A 15,406-nucleotide genomic window follows, 5' to 3' on the forward strand; every position below is an offset into this window, starting at 1 on the left:
AGCGAAATCCAGTATCTACGCGGCATTCCGACTCGGTGCGGCCGCGGAATAACACTGAGCTTGCGAAAGTAGGGCTAAGCGTCCTCAGCGTCCTCAGCGTCCTCAGGCAGGCTGCGGCTGCGTCGCGGCAAAGCTTGGCCGCTCGCGCATCACTGCCTGCGCACGCCGCACGTTGGGGTACTTCTCCAGCAAGGCGGCGCCTTCGGGAAACATGCCGACGTAGGTCACGATTGGCGCGAGGAACAGGTCCGCCATTGACATCGCCGTACCGACCAGGTAATCGCGATTGCCGTAGGCTTCGTCGAACGCGCCTAACTGCGTGGCTATCTCCGGCAGCGCGGCATCGATCACGGCGCGGTCAGGCTGGCCGTTTTCGCCCTTGGGGAAAATGTACTGCAGTACGTAGCGGCGCACCATGGCGTCGTAGGCATGGCAAATGATCAGGCTGATCCACTGCTCGCAGCGCGCATGGCCACTGGGGCCGGGTTGCCGCGGGAGCAGGCTCGGACCCTCGAAGGCTTCCTCGATATAGGCCAGGATCGCGCGGGTCTCATAGAAGGAAATCGGGCCATCGGTGAGCACCGGAATGCGGCCGAACGGGCTATGCGCAAGCACCTCCGGCGAATGCGGCGGCACGGGCTGCAGCTTGTAGGCCACGCCCTTCTCCTCCAGGGCCATGCGCACCGTGCGGCAATAGCTGCTGCGCGGGTCGCCGATCACGGTGACGGAGCCGGCGCTGCCGTCCGGGTCCAGGAAATCGCTGAGGCGATTGAACACCGATTGCCAGCCGCCCATGTGCGAATCGCGCTCGCCCGCCTCGGGAAAGCCGCTGTGGCGCATGTGCAGGTGGGTGCCGCCATCCTTGGCCGTCAGCGTGACTTCAATCAGTGTCTTGATCTCCCGCGGCATCGGGCCGGCTTCCCAGACCCAGGTATAGGCGAGGAAATCCGCCCGGTCGATCGCCTGGTACTCGCCGCCCACGGTGTGCCTGGAACCATCGCGCCCGCCCATCACGATGCGGTACTTGCCGCCGACCCGCGTATCCGCGCTGGCCTCCAGCACGTGCATGCCGCGCGGGCAATGCCACTCGGACAGCGCTGCCTGGCTGGTGAATGCATCGAACACCTTCTCGCGCGGGGCGCGGATGAAGCGGTCCATTTCCAGATGAAAGGTAGCAGCTTGGGTCATGATTTTTTCCCTCGGACTTTGCTTGCGTTGCCGGTGCCTTCGGTGGAGCCCGCCGCATGGGTGCGTTCGACGAACTCGACAAGGCGATCGAGATTGCCCTCCCAATGGCGCCGGTAGGCGCCCAGCCAGTCATGCGCGTCGCGCAGCGCATCCGCGCGCAAATGGCAGATGCGCCAGCGGGCGCTGACCTCCCGCTCGATCAGCCCGGCATCCGCCAGCACGCGCAGGTGCTTGGAGATGGCCGGGGCCGACATGTCGAACGGCCGCGCCAGCTCGCTCACCGGCGCCTCCCCTTCGGCCAGGCGCGCCAGGATGGCGCGGCGCGTGGGATCGGCCAGTGCGGCAAAGATGGTGGTCAGCGGGTCGGTGGAGGATGGCATGGCTTCATTTAACCAATGAGTTAATCGAAAGTCAAGGGCGAAAAACGGGATCGTGCCGGCACGGCTGCGCCGACGCCGTTGCGGGGATCGAACGCATAATGTCCCACTGAACCGGTGTCGGCGCGCCGCTAGCGCGGCTGCGGTTGCATGCGCGGCAACTCAGATATGCAGCAGATTTACCGCCGCGCGCATTGCCCATTCATTGCCCATTCATTGCCCATTCATTGCCCATGCGTAGCGCATGCATAGCGCATTCATTGCACATTACCCACGATGGACTATCCTGCCTTGCAGGCGTGCCATTCGTCCGGCGCGTTGCCGCGCTGGCGGCGGGCCGGTCGGCAAGCGCGTCGCGTAGAGCATAGAAGCCGTCTTCCACGGGAGGCCGGCCTCTACCTGTCCACGTCGCGCGCGGCACACGGCCGCGGCGTTGCAGCGGAGAGCCTGCCATGGGGCCAAATCGCGCGTTGCTGCCCGATAGTCTTCACCACCTGCCGCCGGGCTCGCGCGCGCTGCGCGCGTGCAATCCCCATCGATGGCTGGCGCTGACGCTAGGCGTGCGGCGCAGGCAGGCCCTGCCCGACCTGGCGGCGCTGGACCCGCTGCTACCCGCGCAACGCACCTACCTGAGCCATCGCGACCTGGAGGCCAGGTACGGCTCGGACCCTGCCGCGGTGGCGCGCATCGAAGCCTTCGCCCGCGCGCATCGCCTGGTGGTATCGCGCGACGACCGCGCCACGGCCTCGCTGGAGCTGGCGGGCACGGTGGCCGATATCAACGCGGCATTTGGCGTCAGCCTGCTCGACTATGCCCAGCCAGCGCTGGGCACCTTCCACGCGCGCACGCAGGCGGTGTCCGTGCCCGACGATGTGCAGGGCGACATTACCGCCGTGTTCGGCCTGAACAACCATGCCGTGGTGGCACGGCGCCCGCGCGTGGCCGCGGCCCTGCGCGCCAGCCTCGCGCAGCCGCGCCGGCCCTGGTTCATCCCCGGTGAACTGGCGCAGGCCTATCGTTTCCCGGATGCCGACGCCCATGGCCAGTGCATTGCGCTGCTGGAGTTCGGCGGTGGCGTGGAAGACAGCGACTTGACGGCTTACTTCGCGCGGATCGCGGTGCCCAGGCCGGACGTGAGCGTGATCGCGCTGGGTGGCGCCACGGCGGACCCGCAGGCCGACCCGGCCGCCACCGGCGAGGTCATGCTTGATATCGAGATCGCCGGCGCGCTGGGCGGCGGCGCCAGCATCGCGGTGTATTTCTCCACCTTCGACGAAAAGGGCGTGATCGATGCCATCAACGCGGTGATCAACGACACCGTGCACCGTCCCACAGTGGTATCGGTCAGCTGGGGCTGGGACGAGAACCAGCCATTCTCCAACGGCATCCTGTGGTCGCCCGCGGCCATCGCGCATGTCAACCAGAGCCTGCTGGCGGCTGCGCAACTCGGCATCAGCGTATGCGTGGCCACCGGCGACGATGGCGCGGAGGCCCAGTTGAAGGACGGACGCGCCCACGTCAACTTCCCCGCCACCAGCCCCTATGTGCTGGCGGTGGGCGGCACCACGCTGCATGTGGCCAGCGCGGCCGGCGGCGGCACCCACATGACCGAAGTGGTGTGGAACGGCGGCCCCGGCAATGGCACGGGCGGCGGCATCAGCGACATCACGCCGCGCCCCGCCTGGCAGGACGGCATCGTGCCGCCCTCCATCAATCCCGGCCATTTCGCCGGCCGGGGCATACCCGACGTGGCCGCCGATGCCGATCCGCAGACGGGCTACTTTGTGATGTCGGGCGGCCGCTATGGCGTGGTGGGCGGCACCAGCGCGGCTGCACCGCTGTGGGCGGCGCTGCTCGCGCGCGCCAATGCCCTGCTGGGCACGCGGACCGGGAATTTCAATGCGTTGCTGTACCAGAAGTTCGGCCCCGCCGGGGTGCTGCGGGATATCGTGACCGGCAACAACGACACCGAAGGCCTGCTCCGCGGACACTTCGCCGCTGCCGCGGGCTGGGATGCCTGCACTGGCTGGGGCACGCCGGACGGTGCCAGGCTGCTGCAGGCGCTGGGAGGCAAGACATGACCACCGGTTCGCGCGTGACGTTGAAAACCACGGCAAACACCACGGCAGGGAAGACGGCAGGGAAGACGACGGGCAAGCCGCGCCCCGCTGCCCGTGGCGGCAACCGCAACCAGCCCTTTTTCGACCCGGTCGCCTACGGCAATGGCCCCGACGATAACGTGACCGATGCCACCGAAAACGGCGCCATCACGCATCACACCATCGTAGTGGGCGGGCAGCGCCTGGCCTATACAGCAACGGCGGGCCACCTGGTGACGGTCGATGCGGGCAGCTCGAAGCCGAACGCCAGGATGTTCTACGTGGCCTTCTCCGTGGACGCGGGCAAGTCCGCGCGCGCGGGCGAGCGTCCGGTGACCTTCTTCTATAACGGCGGCCCGGGCTCATCGTCCGTCTTCGTGCTGCTGGGCTCCTTTGCGCCGAAGCGGATCAAGACCCTGATGCCCAGGTTCACGCCGCCCGGCCAGTACCAGATCGAGGACAACCCGGAAACCCTGCTCGACAAGAGCGACCTGGTCTTTATCAACCCGGTCGGCACCGGCTACTCGTCGGCGCTGGCGCCATACAAGAACGCGGACTTCTGGGGCGTGGACCAGGATGCCCGCTCGATCGCACAGTTCATCAAGCGCTACCTCACCAGTAACCAGCGCTGGGGGTCGCCGAAGTATCTGTTCGGCGAGTCCTACGGCACCGCGCGCAGCTGCGTGCTGGCCTACCTGCTGCACGAGGATGGCGTGGATCTGAACGGCATCACGCTGCAGTCGTCCATCCTGGACTACACCCAGTCCGGCAATCCGGTCGGCGCATTGCCCACCGCGGCGGCCGATGCCTGGTACCACAAGCGGCTGGGCGTCAGGCCGGCGCCATCCGACCTGTCGGCCTTTGCCAGCCAGGTCGCGCAGTTCGCGCGCACCGACTACGCGAGCGCCCTCGCGCAATTCCCCAGGGCCAGCCCGGCCACCCTGCGCAGGCTGTCCGAGTACACCGGCATCGAAGCCGCCACGCTGAGCGCCTGGGGCCTGGACGTTGCCGCCTACGACAGCCAGGGCAACTCGCTGTTCCTGCGCACCCTGCTGAAATCGCGCGGCGTGGCGCTGGGCGCTTACGATGGCCGGGTCACCGCCATCGACACCGGCATCGCGGGTAAGATCGATCCCAACTCCGGCGGCAACGACCCGACCATGACCGCCATCGGCGGCGAATACACGGCGATGTGGAACAAGTATCTCAACGAGGACCTGTTGTTTACCTCCAGCTCCGCCTTCACCGACCTGAACGACCAGGCCTTCAAACATTGGGATTTCGGCCATATCGACCCGACCGGCGCGCAGCGCGGGCTGGATGCGCGCGGCAATGTGGTGCTGTATACGGGCGGCGACCTGGCCGCCGTGATGGCGCTCAACCCGGACCTGAAGGTACTGTCCGCCAACGGCTACTTCGATTTCGTCACGCCGTTCTACCAGACCGTGATCGACCTGCAGCGCATGCCGACAGTCAGCCAGGCCGTGCGCAACAACCTGAGCGCACGCTTCTATCCCTCCGGTCACATGGTCTACCTCGACGGCGGCTCGCGCACGGCGCTCAAGCAGGACCTGGCCGTGCTGTACACGCGCACGGCCGCGGACCGGCCCGCGATGATGCGGATCCTGGCGTTGCAGGAGCGCACGGTGGCGCGGGCCTGAGCCCTTACGCCGCGCGCGCCAGCACGCTGGCAATGGCGCCGGCCACCTGCGCCACGTTGCGCTCATTGAGCCCCGCCACGCACATCCGCCCCGAGCGCAGCAGGTACACGCCGTGCTCGTTGCGCAGCCGGTCCACCTGATCCGCCGTCAGGCCGGTATAGGTGAACATGCCGCGCTGGGTGAGGTAGCGCGACAGCGCCTCACCGCTCACGTGGGCGGCCAGGCCGTTGTGGATGGCCACGCGCATCTTGGCGATACGCTCGCATTTGCCTGCCAGCTCGCGTTCCCAGATCGTACGCAGGGCCGGCGTGGTCAGCACTCGGGCCACCACCCGGGCGCCGTGCGTGGGCGGGTTGCTGTAGTTGGCGCGCACCGCGCCGGTAAGCTGGCCCAGCACGCGGCCGGTCTCTTCCGCGCTGTCGCAAACCACGCTCAGCCCACCGCAACGCTCGCCGTACAGTGAGAAGTTCTTGGAGAACGAATTCGCCACCAGGCACGGCACACCCTGGGCAACGAGCTCGCGCACCGCGAAGGCATCGTCGTCCAGGCCAGCGCCAAAGCCCTGGTAGGCCATGTCGACAAAGGGCAGCAGCTCCTGCGCCTTGAGCAGGGTGATCAGCTCGCGCCACTGGTCCTGGTCCAGGTCCACGCCGGTGGGGTTGTGGCAGCAGGCGTGCAGCAGCACGATGCTGCGCTTGGGGATGGTCCGCAGCGCGTCCAGCATGGCGCCGAACTTCAGGCCGCCGGTGGCGTCGTCGTAATACGGATAGGTATTCACGGTAAAGCCCGTGCGCTCGAAAATCACCCGGTGGTTTTCCCAGCTTGGGTCGCTGATCCACACCTGGGCATCCGGGAAATACCGCTTGAGGAAGTCGGCGCCCACCCGCAGCGCGCCCGAGCCGCCAAGCGTCTGCACGGTGGCGATGCGATCGCCGGCGCGGGCCTGGCACTGCTCGCCGAAGACCAGCGCCTGCACGGCGTCGCGGTACGGTGCAAACCCGGCCATCGGCAGGTAGGGGCGCGGGCCCATGTCGGCCATCAGCTCGGCTTCGGCTTGCGCCACGGCCTGCATCACCGGCAGCCGGCCTTCGTCGTCGAAGTAGATGCCGATGCTCAGGTTGACCTTATCGGTCCTGGGATCGAGTTGAAAGCTCTCGTTGAGGGAGAGGATCGGGTCGCCCGGATAGGCATCGATGTGTTCGAACATTGGATACTCTGGCTGGATTGCTGGGATGGGTCGGAGCCGGCGGCCAGTGGCCGCCAGGGTCATCATTATGCCGATACGCGCTCGGGCAGGGCTGGTGCGGCGCTCTTCTGCTTTTGCCTGAGGCGGTAGCTCAGGCCCAGTACGGCCAGCCATGCCGGAATCAGGTACACCGAGATGCGCAGGCCGGGCGTGAGGTACATCACGTACAGGATACCCCCCAGGAAGGCCAGGCACACATAGTTTGTCAGCGGATAGCCCAGGCTCTTGAAACGCGTTTCCTGGCCCGCAAGACGCTTGTCGCGGCGGAACTTGAGGTGAATGATGCTGATCATCGCCCAGTTGATGATCAGGGCCGAGACCACCAGCCCCATCAGCAGCTCGAAGGCTTCGCCCGGCATGAAGTAGTTGATCGCCACGCAAGCCGCGGTGGCCAGCGCGGAAACGCCGAGCGCGGCCAGCGGGATCCCGCGCTTGTTGACCTTCAGCAGCCCCTTGGGCGCATTGCCCTGCTTGGCCAGGCCGTACAGCATGCGGCTGTTGCAGTACACGCCGCTGTTGTAGACGGACAGCGCGGCGGTCAGCACCACGGCATTCAGTACCGTGGCGACGAGCTCGCTGTTCATCGCGTGGAAGATCAGCACGAACGGGCTGCCGCCGGTGACGACCTTCTCCCACGGGTAAAGCGATAGCAACACGCCCAGTGCGCCAACGTAGAAGATCAGGATGCGATAGATCACCTGGTTGGTGGCCTTGGGAATGGTTTTTTCCGGCTCATCTGCTTCCGCCGCGGTAATGCCCACCAGTTCCAGCCCGCCGAACGAGAACATGATCACCGCCATGGCCATGACCAGGCCGGAGATCCCGTTCGGGAAAAAGCCGCCGTGCTGCCACAGGTTGGACACGCTGGCCTGCGGGCCGGCCGTGCCGGACGCCAGCAGGTAGCCGCCGAACAGGATCATGCCGACGATGGCCAGCACCTTGACGATGGAGAACCAGAACTCCATTTCGCCGAAGGACTTGACGCTGGTCAGGTTGATGGCGTTGATCAGGAGGAAGAACGCCAGCGCGGAAACCCAGGTGGGGATGTGCGGCCACCAGTACTGGACATAGATGCCCACCGCCGAGAGCTCCGCCATGCTGACCAGGATATAGAGCACCCAGTAGTTCCAGCCCGACATGAAGCCCGCGAAGCTGCCGCAGTATTTGTTGGCGAAGTGGCTGAAGGAGCCAGCCACGGGTTCGTCGACCACCATCTCGCCAAGCTGGCGCATGATGAAGAAAGCGATGATGCCGGCCACCGCGTAGCCGAGCAGGACCGAAGGCCCCGCCATCTTGATGGTCTGGGCAATGCCCAGGAACAGCCCGGTGCCAATGGCGCCACCTAGCGCAATCAGCTGGATGTGCCGGTTTTTCAAGCCACGCTTGAGCGTCGCGTCTGTATTGTCGGAAGCGTTGGGAACCATCTTTTGTCTCTCTACCCACTCTTTTGGAATGTCGGCCTGCGCCTCTCGCTTGTCGCGGGCGCTTCGGCTTCGGCCAGGCACCACCGGCGCGCAGTCATGCTGCTGCGCCGGCGGTGTTGATGCGGTCAGTGCCGGGCGTGCCCCGGCTTGCCTTTTGGGGCCTAGACCTTGAGCGTGCCGCGCTCGATCTGGTCGCGTTCCAGCGATTCGAACAGCGCCTTGAAGTTGCCTTCGCCGAAGCCTTCGTCGCCCTTGCGCTGGATGAATTCGAAGAACACGGGGCCGAGCGACGCCTTGGAGAAGATCTGCAGCAGCAGGCGCGGCTTGCCGCCTTCCGTGGTGCCGTCGACCAGGATGCCGCGCGCCTTGAGCTGCTCCACCGGCTGGCCGTGGCCGGGCAAGCGCTTCTCCAGGCCGTCGTAGTAGTAGTCGTTGGGCGCCGTCATCAGGGGCACGCCGGCCATCTGCAGGCTGTCGATGACCTCGATCAGGTTGTCCGTCAGGAAGGCGATGTGCTGGATGCCTTCGCCGTTGAAGGCCATCAGGAATTCCTCGATCTGGCCGCTGCCCTTGGATGATTCTTCGTTCAGCGGAATGCGGATCTTGCCGTCCGGCGCGGTCATGGCCTTCGAGGTCAGGCCGGTGTATTCACCCTGTATATCGAAGTAGCGGATTTCGCGGAAGTTGAAGAGCTTTTCGTAGAAATTAGCCCAGTAAGCCATGCGACCACGGTAGACGTTGTGCGTCAGGTGGTCGATCAGGCGCAGGCCATGGCCCACCGGATGGCGGTCCACGCCTTCGATGAATTCGAAGTCGATGTCGTAGATGGACTTGCCTTCTTCAAAGCGGTCGATCAGGTACAGCGGCGCGCCGCCGATGCCCTTGATGGCCGGCAGGCGCAGCTCCATCGGGCCGGTGGCGAATTCCACCGGCTGCGCGCCGAGCTCCAGCGCGCGGGCATACGCCTTGTGCGAATCCTTCACGCGGAACGCCATGCCGCAGGCGCTGGGGCCGTGCTCGGCGGCAAAGTAGGCTGCCGGGCTGTGCGGCTCGCGGTTGACGATGAAATTGATCTCGCCCTGGCGGTACAGCACCACATCCTTGGAGCGGTGGCGCGCCACCAGCGTGAAGCCCATCTGCTCGAAGATCGGTTCCAGTAGGTTGGGAGTTGGCGAGGCGAATTCCACGAATTCGAAGCCCATCAACTGCATCGGGTTTTCAAACAGATCGGCCATGGTGTGCTCAACGAAAAGTTGGGGGACGAGAGAAATAATATTGCGGCTCCGGCGCGCCAACGCATCGATGCGCAGTGCCAGGCACGTGCGGCGCGGGCTCTCTTTTACCCGTCCGCACTGCTAATCTGGAGTTGAGTGTATATTCCGGGCCGCAAAATAGGATTTCGTAATCCACGCAGGCAAACCCTAGATCATGAGATAAAATTTCATGATTCATGGAATGCAGGAAACGAAAGTGCACAATGATGAGCTAGACCGCATCGACCGGCGCCTGCTGGGGGCTTTGCAGGAAAATGGGCGCGCGTCCAACCTGGAACTGGCCGAGGCCATCCGCCTGTCGCCAGCCCAGACGCTGCGCCGCCACCGGCGGCTGGAAGAGCTCGGCGTGATCAAGCGCTACGAGGCCCGGCTGGACTCAGCCAGCCTGGGTTTCGGCGTGGTGGCCTTTATCCACGTCACGATGGAGCGCGGCCATATCCGGGACCTGTCGAACTTCAAGGGGCTGGTCGCCGAACTGGCGCAGATCCAGGAGTGCTTCTCCGTGACCGGCGATATCGACTATGTGCTGAAGGTGGTGGCGCGCGATCTCAAGTCGCTGTCGGATTTCCTGCTCGACACCCTGATGCGCATCCCGGGCGTGAGCGGCGTAAAGTCCAGCGTCTGCCTGGACGAGATCAAGTGCACCAGCGCGATGCCGCTGGAGGCCTGATCGCATTGCCGGCGCCGGGCGCCTATGCTTGGATGAGATTTCCGGCTCACTCGTCCAGTGACTCCCACCCAGAGAACCAGCGGCCCCGATATCCTGTTTGGCGCCTTCGATCGCCATAACTTCGGCGACCTGCTGTTGCCGCACGTGCTCACGTGTCTGCTGCCAGGCCGGCGGCTGCGCTATGCCGGCCTGGCCCGACGCAACCTGCTGCCGTTCGGCGGCCACCAGGTCGGTGCGCTGACGCAGCTCGCGGCGTGCCCGGGCCTGTGCCCGGCAAACATCATCCACGTGGGCGGCGAGATTCTCTGCTGCGACGCCTGGGAGGCGGCCGTGATGCTGCAGCCGCCGGACCAGGCCGCGGCGGTGATCGCACGGTTCGAGGACCGCCCACAGGAACGGCAGGCATGGGCTCGCGGCGTGCTGGGCGTCGAGGCCCGGGCCCCGTACCTGCTGCAGCAGGCGCTGTTCCCCCAGGCGCGGCAAGTGATTTACAACGCCGTCGGCGGCGTCGACCTGGACCGGCGCGACCCGGCCATGCGGGCCGAGGTGCTGGGCAAGCTAAGGGCGGCCGCCCATGTCAGCGTGCGGGATGCGCAGACCAGGCGCATCTTGCAGGCCGACGGAATCGCCGCCAGCCTGGTGCCCGACCCAGCGGCGATGGTGGCAGCACTGTTCGGCGCGCGCATCCACCATCGAGCCCGCCAGGGTGAACCGGCACGGAGCATCCAGGCGTTCCCGCATGGCTACCTTGCCGTGCAGTTCAGCGCCGACTTCGGCGACGACGAGACGCTGCGCCAGATCGCTAGCCAGCTCGACCGCGCCGCGCGGGCGACGGGCTATGGCGTGGTGCTGTTTCGCGCCGGCGCCGCGCCCTGGCATGACGACCTGTCCTGCTACCGGCGCCTGGCGCAATGCATGCGAACCCCTGCGCCGCACATCTTTCGTTCCCTCGACATCTGGGACATCTGCGCCGTGATCGCGCATAGCCGCGGCTTTGCCGGCAGCAGCCTCCACGGCCGCATCGTGGCAATGGCATACGCCCTGCCCCGCCTGAACTTCGTCCATCCGGGGCAGGCACCAGGCACCGGCAAGCAGGCCGCGTACGCTGCCACCTGGGAGGCGCCCGGCGCGCCGCGGACGGTAGCGGTACAGGAGCTTGCCGACGGCATTGGCCAGGCGCTGGCATTTGAGCGCGCGCAGAGGGAACAGACGGCGCGCGAGCTCGCGGCGGCATACCGGCGCGGCTTCGTGGCCGTCGACGAACACTGACGCACGGACCGCGCCGACGCATTTACCTATGGCGGGCGCAACTGGCTGGGGCGCTACCCCGGATTGCACAGCGAGCGCATTGACCAGGCTGAAGCCAGCCCGCCATTCACCCTTGCGCTGCCGCCAGCGCGCCGATGCGGTCGAGCGCGGCGAGCAGCTTTGGCGTGGGCGGCTGGGCGCAATTGATCCGGACATGATGCGCGTACCGGCTGCCGTCCGGGCAGAACATGGCGCCCGGGCCGATGCTGATGCCCTCGCTCGCCGCCGCCTCGCACAGCGATAGCGCGTTGACGCAGGCAGGCAGCTCCACCCACAGCAAGAAGCCATCATCAGGTGCGCGCAGTTTCGTCCCCGCTGGCCAGGTGGCCGCGATGCGCGATGAGAACGTGCGCACCGAGTCCTTGATCCGCTGGCCGTATCGCCGCAGATGCCGGTCATAGTCGCCGCTCGAGAACATGTCGGCCAGCGCCGCCTCGAACAACGGCGATCCGGCCAGGCTCGCCTCGACACGCGCCTCCAGCACCGCATCGAAACGGTGTCCCGGCGCGATCCAGCCGACGCGCCATCCCGGCGCCACCGTCTTCGACACCGACGTGCAATACAGGACATTGCCGGACTCGTCGAACGCCTTGCAGGCCGGGGCCCTCGGCTTGCCGGCGGAGAGATCGCCATACACGTCATCCTCGATCAGCGGCACCCCGGCATCGTCAAGCAGCTTCACCAGCGTGCGCTTGGCCGCGATGGACATCGTGAAGCCCAGCGGGTTGTTGGCCGTGGGCACCGACACCACGGCGCTGACCCGATGCCGATGCAGGATCTGCGCCAGCGCCGCCAGGTCCATCCCGGTACGCGGATGGGTGGGCACCTCGATAGCGCGCAGCCCGAGGCTGCGCAGCAGCATCAACGTCCCGAAGTAGCAAGGCGACTCGACCGCGACCACGTCGCCCTCTTTGCAGGTCACCTGCAGGGCCAGCCGCATCGCCTGGCTCTGCCCTTGCGTGAGCACCAGTTGATCGGGTGAGATGTGCAGGCCCCAGCGTGCCGCGCGGCGCGCGATCTGGCGGCGCAGGTCGAGGCGCCCCGGCGGCACGCTGTACGCCAGGCCAGACGCCCCGAGCCTGCGGGTCGCGCCCAGCATGCTGCGCGCCAGCGCCTTGTCCGGCAGCCATGCCGCGCACGGCGACGCGGCCCCCAGCGCAACCAGGTCGGGAGACCGCACCTGGGCGAAGAGCGCATGCACATTGGCGGTCAGCGTCACCGGCCGGGCCGTGGCCCCGGGCTGCGGCGGCAGCGGCTCCGCGGGCTTGTCCGCGGCAACGTAGAAGCCTGACCTTGGCCGGGCCACCACAAGCCCGCTCGCCTCCAGCACCCGCAGCGCGTGTTCCGCCGTTGGCGCGCTGACCTGCTCGTTTTCGGCCAGCCGGCGCACCGACGGCATCCTGGCGCCGGGGGCCAGGTCGCCGCGGCGGATGGCCGCGCGCAGCCGGTTAGCGATCGCCTGGTAGGTCGGGGAGCTGTCCGTCACGTCTCTATCTGTATAGCCATGAAATCTGATTGATTGACTATACAGAGATGTCGTGCCCCCGGCGAGAATCCTGTCTCCGAAGCGGACATTCCCTTCTTTCATCCAAAAGGAGATCCCGATGAACATTGCCATGCTGGCCTACGATGGCTTCACCGACGTCGATCTGTTCCTGCCCTGGGACCTGTTCAACCGGGTCCAGGACCCCGCCTATGTCGGCTACACCAAGCCCTGGTCGGTGCGGATCTGCGCGGACACGCCGCAGGTGACCTCCAACACCGGCATCACCTTCACGCCGCACGGCGGCTTGAGCGAGCTTGCCCAGGCCGATGCGGTGTTCATCGTCAGCGGACCAGGCTCGCGGGCCAAGCTGAAGGATCAGGGCTTCATGGGACAGCTCAAGCTGGATCCGGCCAGGCAGGTGATTGGCGCGATCGACTCGGGTGTGCTGTTTCTCGCCCGGCTGGGGTTGCTCGATGGCTTGAGCGCGACCACCTACCCGGGCGTGTTCGAGGAGCTCGAGGCCATGGGCGTGAGGACCGAGCATCGTCCGCTCGTGGTGCACGGCCAGATCGCCACGGCGGGTGGATGCCTGGCGACGCAGGACCTGGCGGGCTGGATGGTCTCGCGGCTGCTTGGCCCGGACATCGCGAACAGCATGCTGGAGATGATTGCCAAGGTCGAATGATCAACCAGTGATGAACCCAGGCCGCGGGGCTCAGCGTTGACTCAGCGTGGGCTCAGCGCTTGATCACGGACGGACTGGATGGGCTGAAGAAATACGGCCCCACGGCAAGCGCCACCACCACGGCAGCCGTGAGGAAGATCGTCGAATAGGTCTGCGCCACCGGCCAGTGGCGGGTGTCGCCCATGCTGGCGATCATGCCGAACCCCCACGACGTCAGCGCCGAGCCCAGGAACACAAAGGTGTTGAGCACGCCAAGCCCGCGCCCGCGCGAAGACGGCGGCACCAGGCCGCGGCCCTGCGCCATGACCAGCGGATGCAGCATGCCGATGGTCGACAGCAAGGCCATCAGCCCCACGCCGGAGACGATGCCGTGCGTGGGCCAGATGCTCAGCAGGATGGCGCCCGTCATCGCAAAACAGGACCATCCCGCGATGGTGGTCTTGAGCGAGCTGCGCCGGACCAGCACGGGCAGGAAGAACGCCGTCAGGAATCCGCTCACGCTCAGCAGCGTCAGCGCGATGCCCCGCGCGCCGGAATTCAAGCCATACACGCTGGCCAGATACGGGCCGCTCCATGCGTTGCGGAACGCCGTGCCCGCGGCCATGGCCACGCACATCGGGATCAGGGTCCACAAGGGGACGATGGCCAGCAGCTTCGCGCTCTGCGAGAGCATGGAGCCCAGCGGCACATGGCGCGCCTCGGCGTGGCCATCATCCCGCACGAAGCGCCAGACACCGTAGCAGGCGACCACCATGCACAGCGCCGCGACGGACATCGCCACCCGCCAGCCGAGCAGATGCATGGCCCATCCGAGCGGCGCCGTGGCGCACAGCGCGCCGATCATGCCGGTGGCATTGGACTGGCTGACGACCCGGGTGTAGTTTTTCTCGGAGAGCTGCTCGGAAGCAAAATGCAGCAGCCCCATGAAGACCGGCGCGCAGGCCAGCCCAAGCCCGGCTTGCGCGAGCATGGCGACGGCACCGTTCGGCGCCAGCGAAAACACGACGGCGGACACTGCGCCTATGGCCAGCAGCAAGGACGTCGGCTTGCCGACGCCATACCGGTCGAACGCAATTCCCACGGGAATCTGCGCGACCGCGAATGCCAGGAAAAATGAGGAAGACAAGGTGCCGAAGCCCGCCGCCGACAAGCCGAAGTCATGCTGGAGTTCCGGCGCCATTACCGCCAGGCAGCTGCGATAGAACTGGCTCAGCGCGAACGCGAAGGTCAGCAGGACGATGCCCCGACGTGCGCGCCGCGCCAGGGTCTCGGCGTCAGGCATCGAGGTGAGCTCGCGATTGCGCGCAGCGCTGGCCGGATTGTTCAACTTGAGGTCTCTTCACTTAGTAGGGCTGCCTTTTGCCAGGCTTGGCCCGAAGCGCGCCGGAGCGCACCGGAGCCTGCGGGATGCAGGACCGATATTCTACGCCCCTCCCGCTGGCCTGCTCCGGACAACCGCTCGCCCGCGCTATGCCCCGGCGGTAAACAGTGCCAATGAGGCAATGATCGCGATCAGGAGGATAGGGAACGCCCAATACTGCATGGGGATCCAGAACAGCGTATGGCGCTTGCGAAGCTCCACGGTTTCCTGCGTGTTGGGATCGACCAGCGTGCGGCCCGGACGGGAATTGAGGCGCTTGCCGAGATAGAAGACAGCCGCGGCAGACAGGATCAGCGATAGAACGATGGTCGCGATGTTGGAGAGATTCGCCAGCGAGCCCAGCAGGCTCATAACAAGCAGGACGGCAAGGGGCACGAGGACAACGAGAAAACCTAAACCTTGCCAGATCAGAAACATGGAAAACTCCCGGGTATGGATATCAAGCGGATATAAAGACGAATGCCGTTCTGTCAAACCTACTCAAATCTGCCTAAAGAGATCCAAAGCTGACTTCCTACTTCGTTGAGGCCGGTTTCGTCCCAGAGTTACCACCGGGACCAGAGCCGTCCTCTCCATAGGCTGACACCGTGGAACTCACGGCGTAACT

The 15,406-nt window shown here is 66.1% G+C and carries 13 protein-coding genes; 5 read left to right on the forward strand and 8 right to left on the reverse strand.

Annotated features, from left to right (window positions below; genetic code table 11):
• Positions 1-102: 102 nt before the first annotated feature.
• The gene (locus ACGLHR_RS46185) at positions 103-1,188 is read right to left on the reverse strand and encodes an SRPBCC domain-containing protein (RefSeq protein ID WP_400102496.1); all 1,086 of its coding nucleotides are present in this window, start codon (positions 1,186-1,188) and stop codon (positions 103-105) included.
• Complete coding sequence (locus tag ACGLHR_RS46190; RefSeq protein ID WP_400102497.1) at positions 1,185-1,568, reverse strand: ArsR/SmtB family transcription factor; 384 nt, start codon at positions 1,566-1,568, stop codon at positions 1,185-1,187. The genes ACGLHR_RS46185 and ACGLHR_RS46190 overlap by 4 nt, the downstream gene beginning before the upstream one ends.
• A gap of 449 nt (positions 1,569-2,017) precedes the next feature.
• On the opposite strand from ACGLHR_RS46190, the gene ACGLHR_RS46195 reads away from it, so the two are divergent.
• Positions 2,018-3,646 (forward strand): protease pro-enzyme activation domain-containing protein, encoded by a 1,629-nt coding sequence (locus ACGLHR_RS46195; protein WP_400102498.1) that lies wholly within the window; start codon positions 2,018-2,020, stop codon positions 3,644-3,646.
• Entirely contained in the window at positions 3,643-5,325 is a 1,683-nt protein-coding gene (locus ACGLHR_RS46200; RefSeq protein ID WP_400102499.1) for a S10 family peptidase, read from the forward strand. Before ACGLHR_RS46195 ends, ACGLHR_RS46200 begins: the two co-directional genes overlap by 4 nt.
• A 4-nt stretch (positions 5,326-5,329) precedes the next feature.
• On the opposite strand, the gene ACGLHR_RS46205 is transcribed toward ACGLHR_RS46200, so the two are convergent.
• From ACGLHR_RS46205 to hppD, 3 genes are all read right to left on the reverse strand, one after another.
• On the reverse strand, positions 5,330-6,532 hold the full coding sequence (locus ACGLHR_RS46205) for an amino acid aminotransferase (protein WP_318232564.1): 1,203 nt from the start codon (positions 6,530-6,532) through the stop codon (positions 5,330-5,332).
• A gap of 65 nt (positions 6,533-6,597) precedes the next feature.
• Complete coding sequence (locus ACGLHR_RS46210) at positions 6,598-7,995, reverse strand: amino acid permease (RefSeq protein ID WP_400102500.1); 1,398 nt, start codon at positions 7,993-7,995, stop codon at positions 6,598-6,600.
• 161 nt (positions 7,996-8,156) lie between these two features.
• Positions 8,157-9,230, reverse strand: coding sequence for a 4-hydroxyphenylpyruvate dioxygenase (hppD, locus tag ACGLHR_RS46215; protein ID WP_400102501.1), 1,074 nt, complete (start codon positions 9,228-9,230; stop codon positions 8,157-8,159).
• Between the two features lie 220 nt (positions 9,231-9,450).
• Here hppD and ACGLHR_RS46220 point away from each other — a divergent pair, with 220 nt between their 5' ends.
• Positions 9,451-9,939, forward strand: a complete 489-nt coding sequence (locus ACGLHR_RS46220; RefSeq protein WP_400102502.1) for an Lrp/AsnC family transcriptional regulator — start codon at positions 9,451-9,453, stop codon at positions 9,937-9,939.
• A gap of 57 nt (positions 9,940-9,996) precedes the next feature.
• Positions 9,997-11,208: a polysaccharide pyruvyl transferase family protein gene (locus tag ACGLHR_RS46225; protein WP_400102503.1), complete on the forward strand. Its 1,212-nt coding sequence runs from the start codon at positions 9,997-9,999 to the stop codon at positions 11,206-11,208.
• 106 nt (positions 11,209-11,314) lie between these two features.
• On the opposite strand, the gene ACGLHR_RS46230 is transcribed toward ACGLHR_RS46225, so the two are convergent.
• Positions 11,315-12,733: a PLP-dependent aminotransferase family protein gene (locus ACGLHR_RS46230; RefSeq protein WP_400102504.1), complete on the reverse strand. Its 1,419-nt coding sequence runs from the start codon at positions 12,731-12,733 to the stop codon at positions 11,315-11,317.
• Positions 12,734-12,851: 118 nt separating this feature from the next.
• Here ACGLHR_RS46230 and ACGLHR_RS46235 point away from each other — a divergent pair, with 118 nt between their 5' ends.
• Positions 12,852-13,418 carry a DJ-1/PfpI family protein gene (locus ACGLHR_RS46235; protein WP_400102505.1) on the forward strand — a complete coding sequence of 189 codons (567 nt, stop codon included), beginning with the start codon at positions 12,852-12,854 and terminating at the stop codon, positions 13,416-13,418.
• A 52-nt stretch (positions 13,419-13,470) separates the two neighbouring features.
• Here ACGLHR_RS46235 and ACGLHR_RS46240 read toward each other — a convergent pair whose 3' ends face one another.
• Entirely contained in the window at positions 13,471-14,700 is a 1,230-nt protein-coding gene (locus ACGLHR_RS46240; protein ID WP_400102507.1) for an MFS transporter, read from the reverse strand.
• Between the two features lie 186 nt (positions 14,701-14,886).
• Complete coding sequence (locus tag ACGLHR_RS46245; protein ID WP_400102506.1) at positions 14,887-15,216, reverse strand: hypothetical protein; 330 nt, start codon at positions 15,214-15,216, stop codon at positions 14,887-14,889.
• Positions 15,217-15,406 lie beyond the last annotated feature (190 nt).

It is taken from the genome of Cupriavidus sp. CuC1 (assembly GCF_044627735.1).
GTDB lineage: Bacteria > Pseudomonadota > Gammaproteobacteria > Burkholderiales > Burkholderiaceae > Cupriavidus > Cupriavidus ulmosensis.

Excerpts from the sequence above, each read along its gene's own strand:
- ACGLHR_RS46185 (WP_400102496.1), bottom strand. The coding sequence starts at position 1,188 with ATGACCCAAGCTGCTACCTTTCATCTGGAAATGGACCGCTTCATCCGC.
- ACGLHR_RS46190 (WP_400102497.1), bottom strand. The coding sequence starts at position 1,568 with ATGCCATCCTCCACCGACCCGCTGACCACCATCTTTGCCGCACTGGCC.
- ACGLHR_RS46195 (WP_400102498.1), top strand. The coding sequence starts at position 2,018 with ATGGGGCCAAATCGCGCGTTGCTGCCCGATAGTCTTCACCACCTGCCG.
- ACGLHR_RS46200 (WP_400102499.1), top strand. The coding sequence starts at position 3,643 with ATGACCACCGGTTCGCGCGTGACGTTGAAAACCACGGCAAACACCACG.
- ACGLHR_RS46205 (WP_318232564.1), bottom strand. The coding sequence starts at position 6,532 with ATGTTCGAACACATCGATGCCTATCCGGGCGACCCGATCCTCTCCCTC.
- ACGLHR_RS46210 (WP_400102500.1), bottom strand. The coding sequence starts at position 7,995 with ATGGTTCCCAACGCTTCCGACAATACAGACGCGACGCTCAAGCGTGGC.
- hppD (WP_400102501.1), bottom strand. The coding sequence starts at position 9,230 with ATGGCCGATCTGTTTGAAAACCCGATGCAGTTGATGGGCTTCGAATTC.
- ACGLHR_RS46220 (WP_400102502.1), top strand. The coding sequence starts at position 9,451 with ATGCAGGAAACGAAAGTGCACAATGATGAGCTAGACCGCATCGACCGG.
- ACGLHR_RS46235 (WP_400102505.1), top strand. The coding sequence starts at position 12,852 with ATGAACATTGCCATGCTGGCCTACGATGGCTTCACCGACGTCGATCTG.
- ACGLHR_RS46240 (WP_400102507.1), bottom strand. The coding sequence starts at position 14,700 with ATGCCTGACGCCGAGACCCTGGCGCGGCGCGCACGTCGGGGCATCGTC.
- ACGLHR_RS46245 (WP_400102506.1), bottom strand. The coding sequence starts at position 15,216 with ATGTTTCTGATCTGGCAAGGTTTAGGTTTTCTCGTTGTCCTCGTGCCC.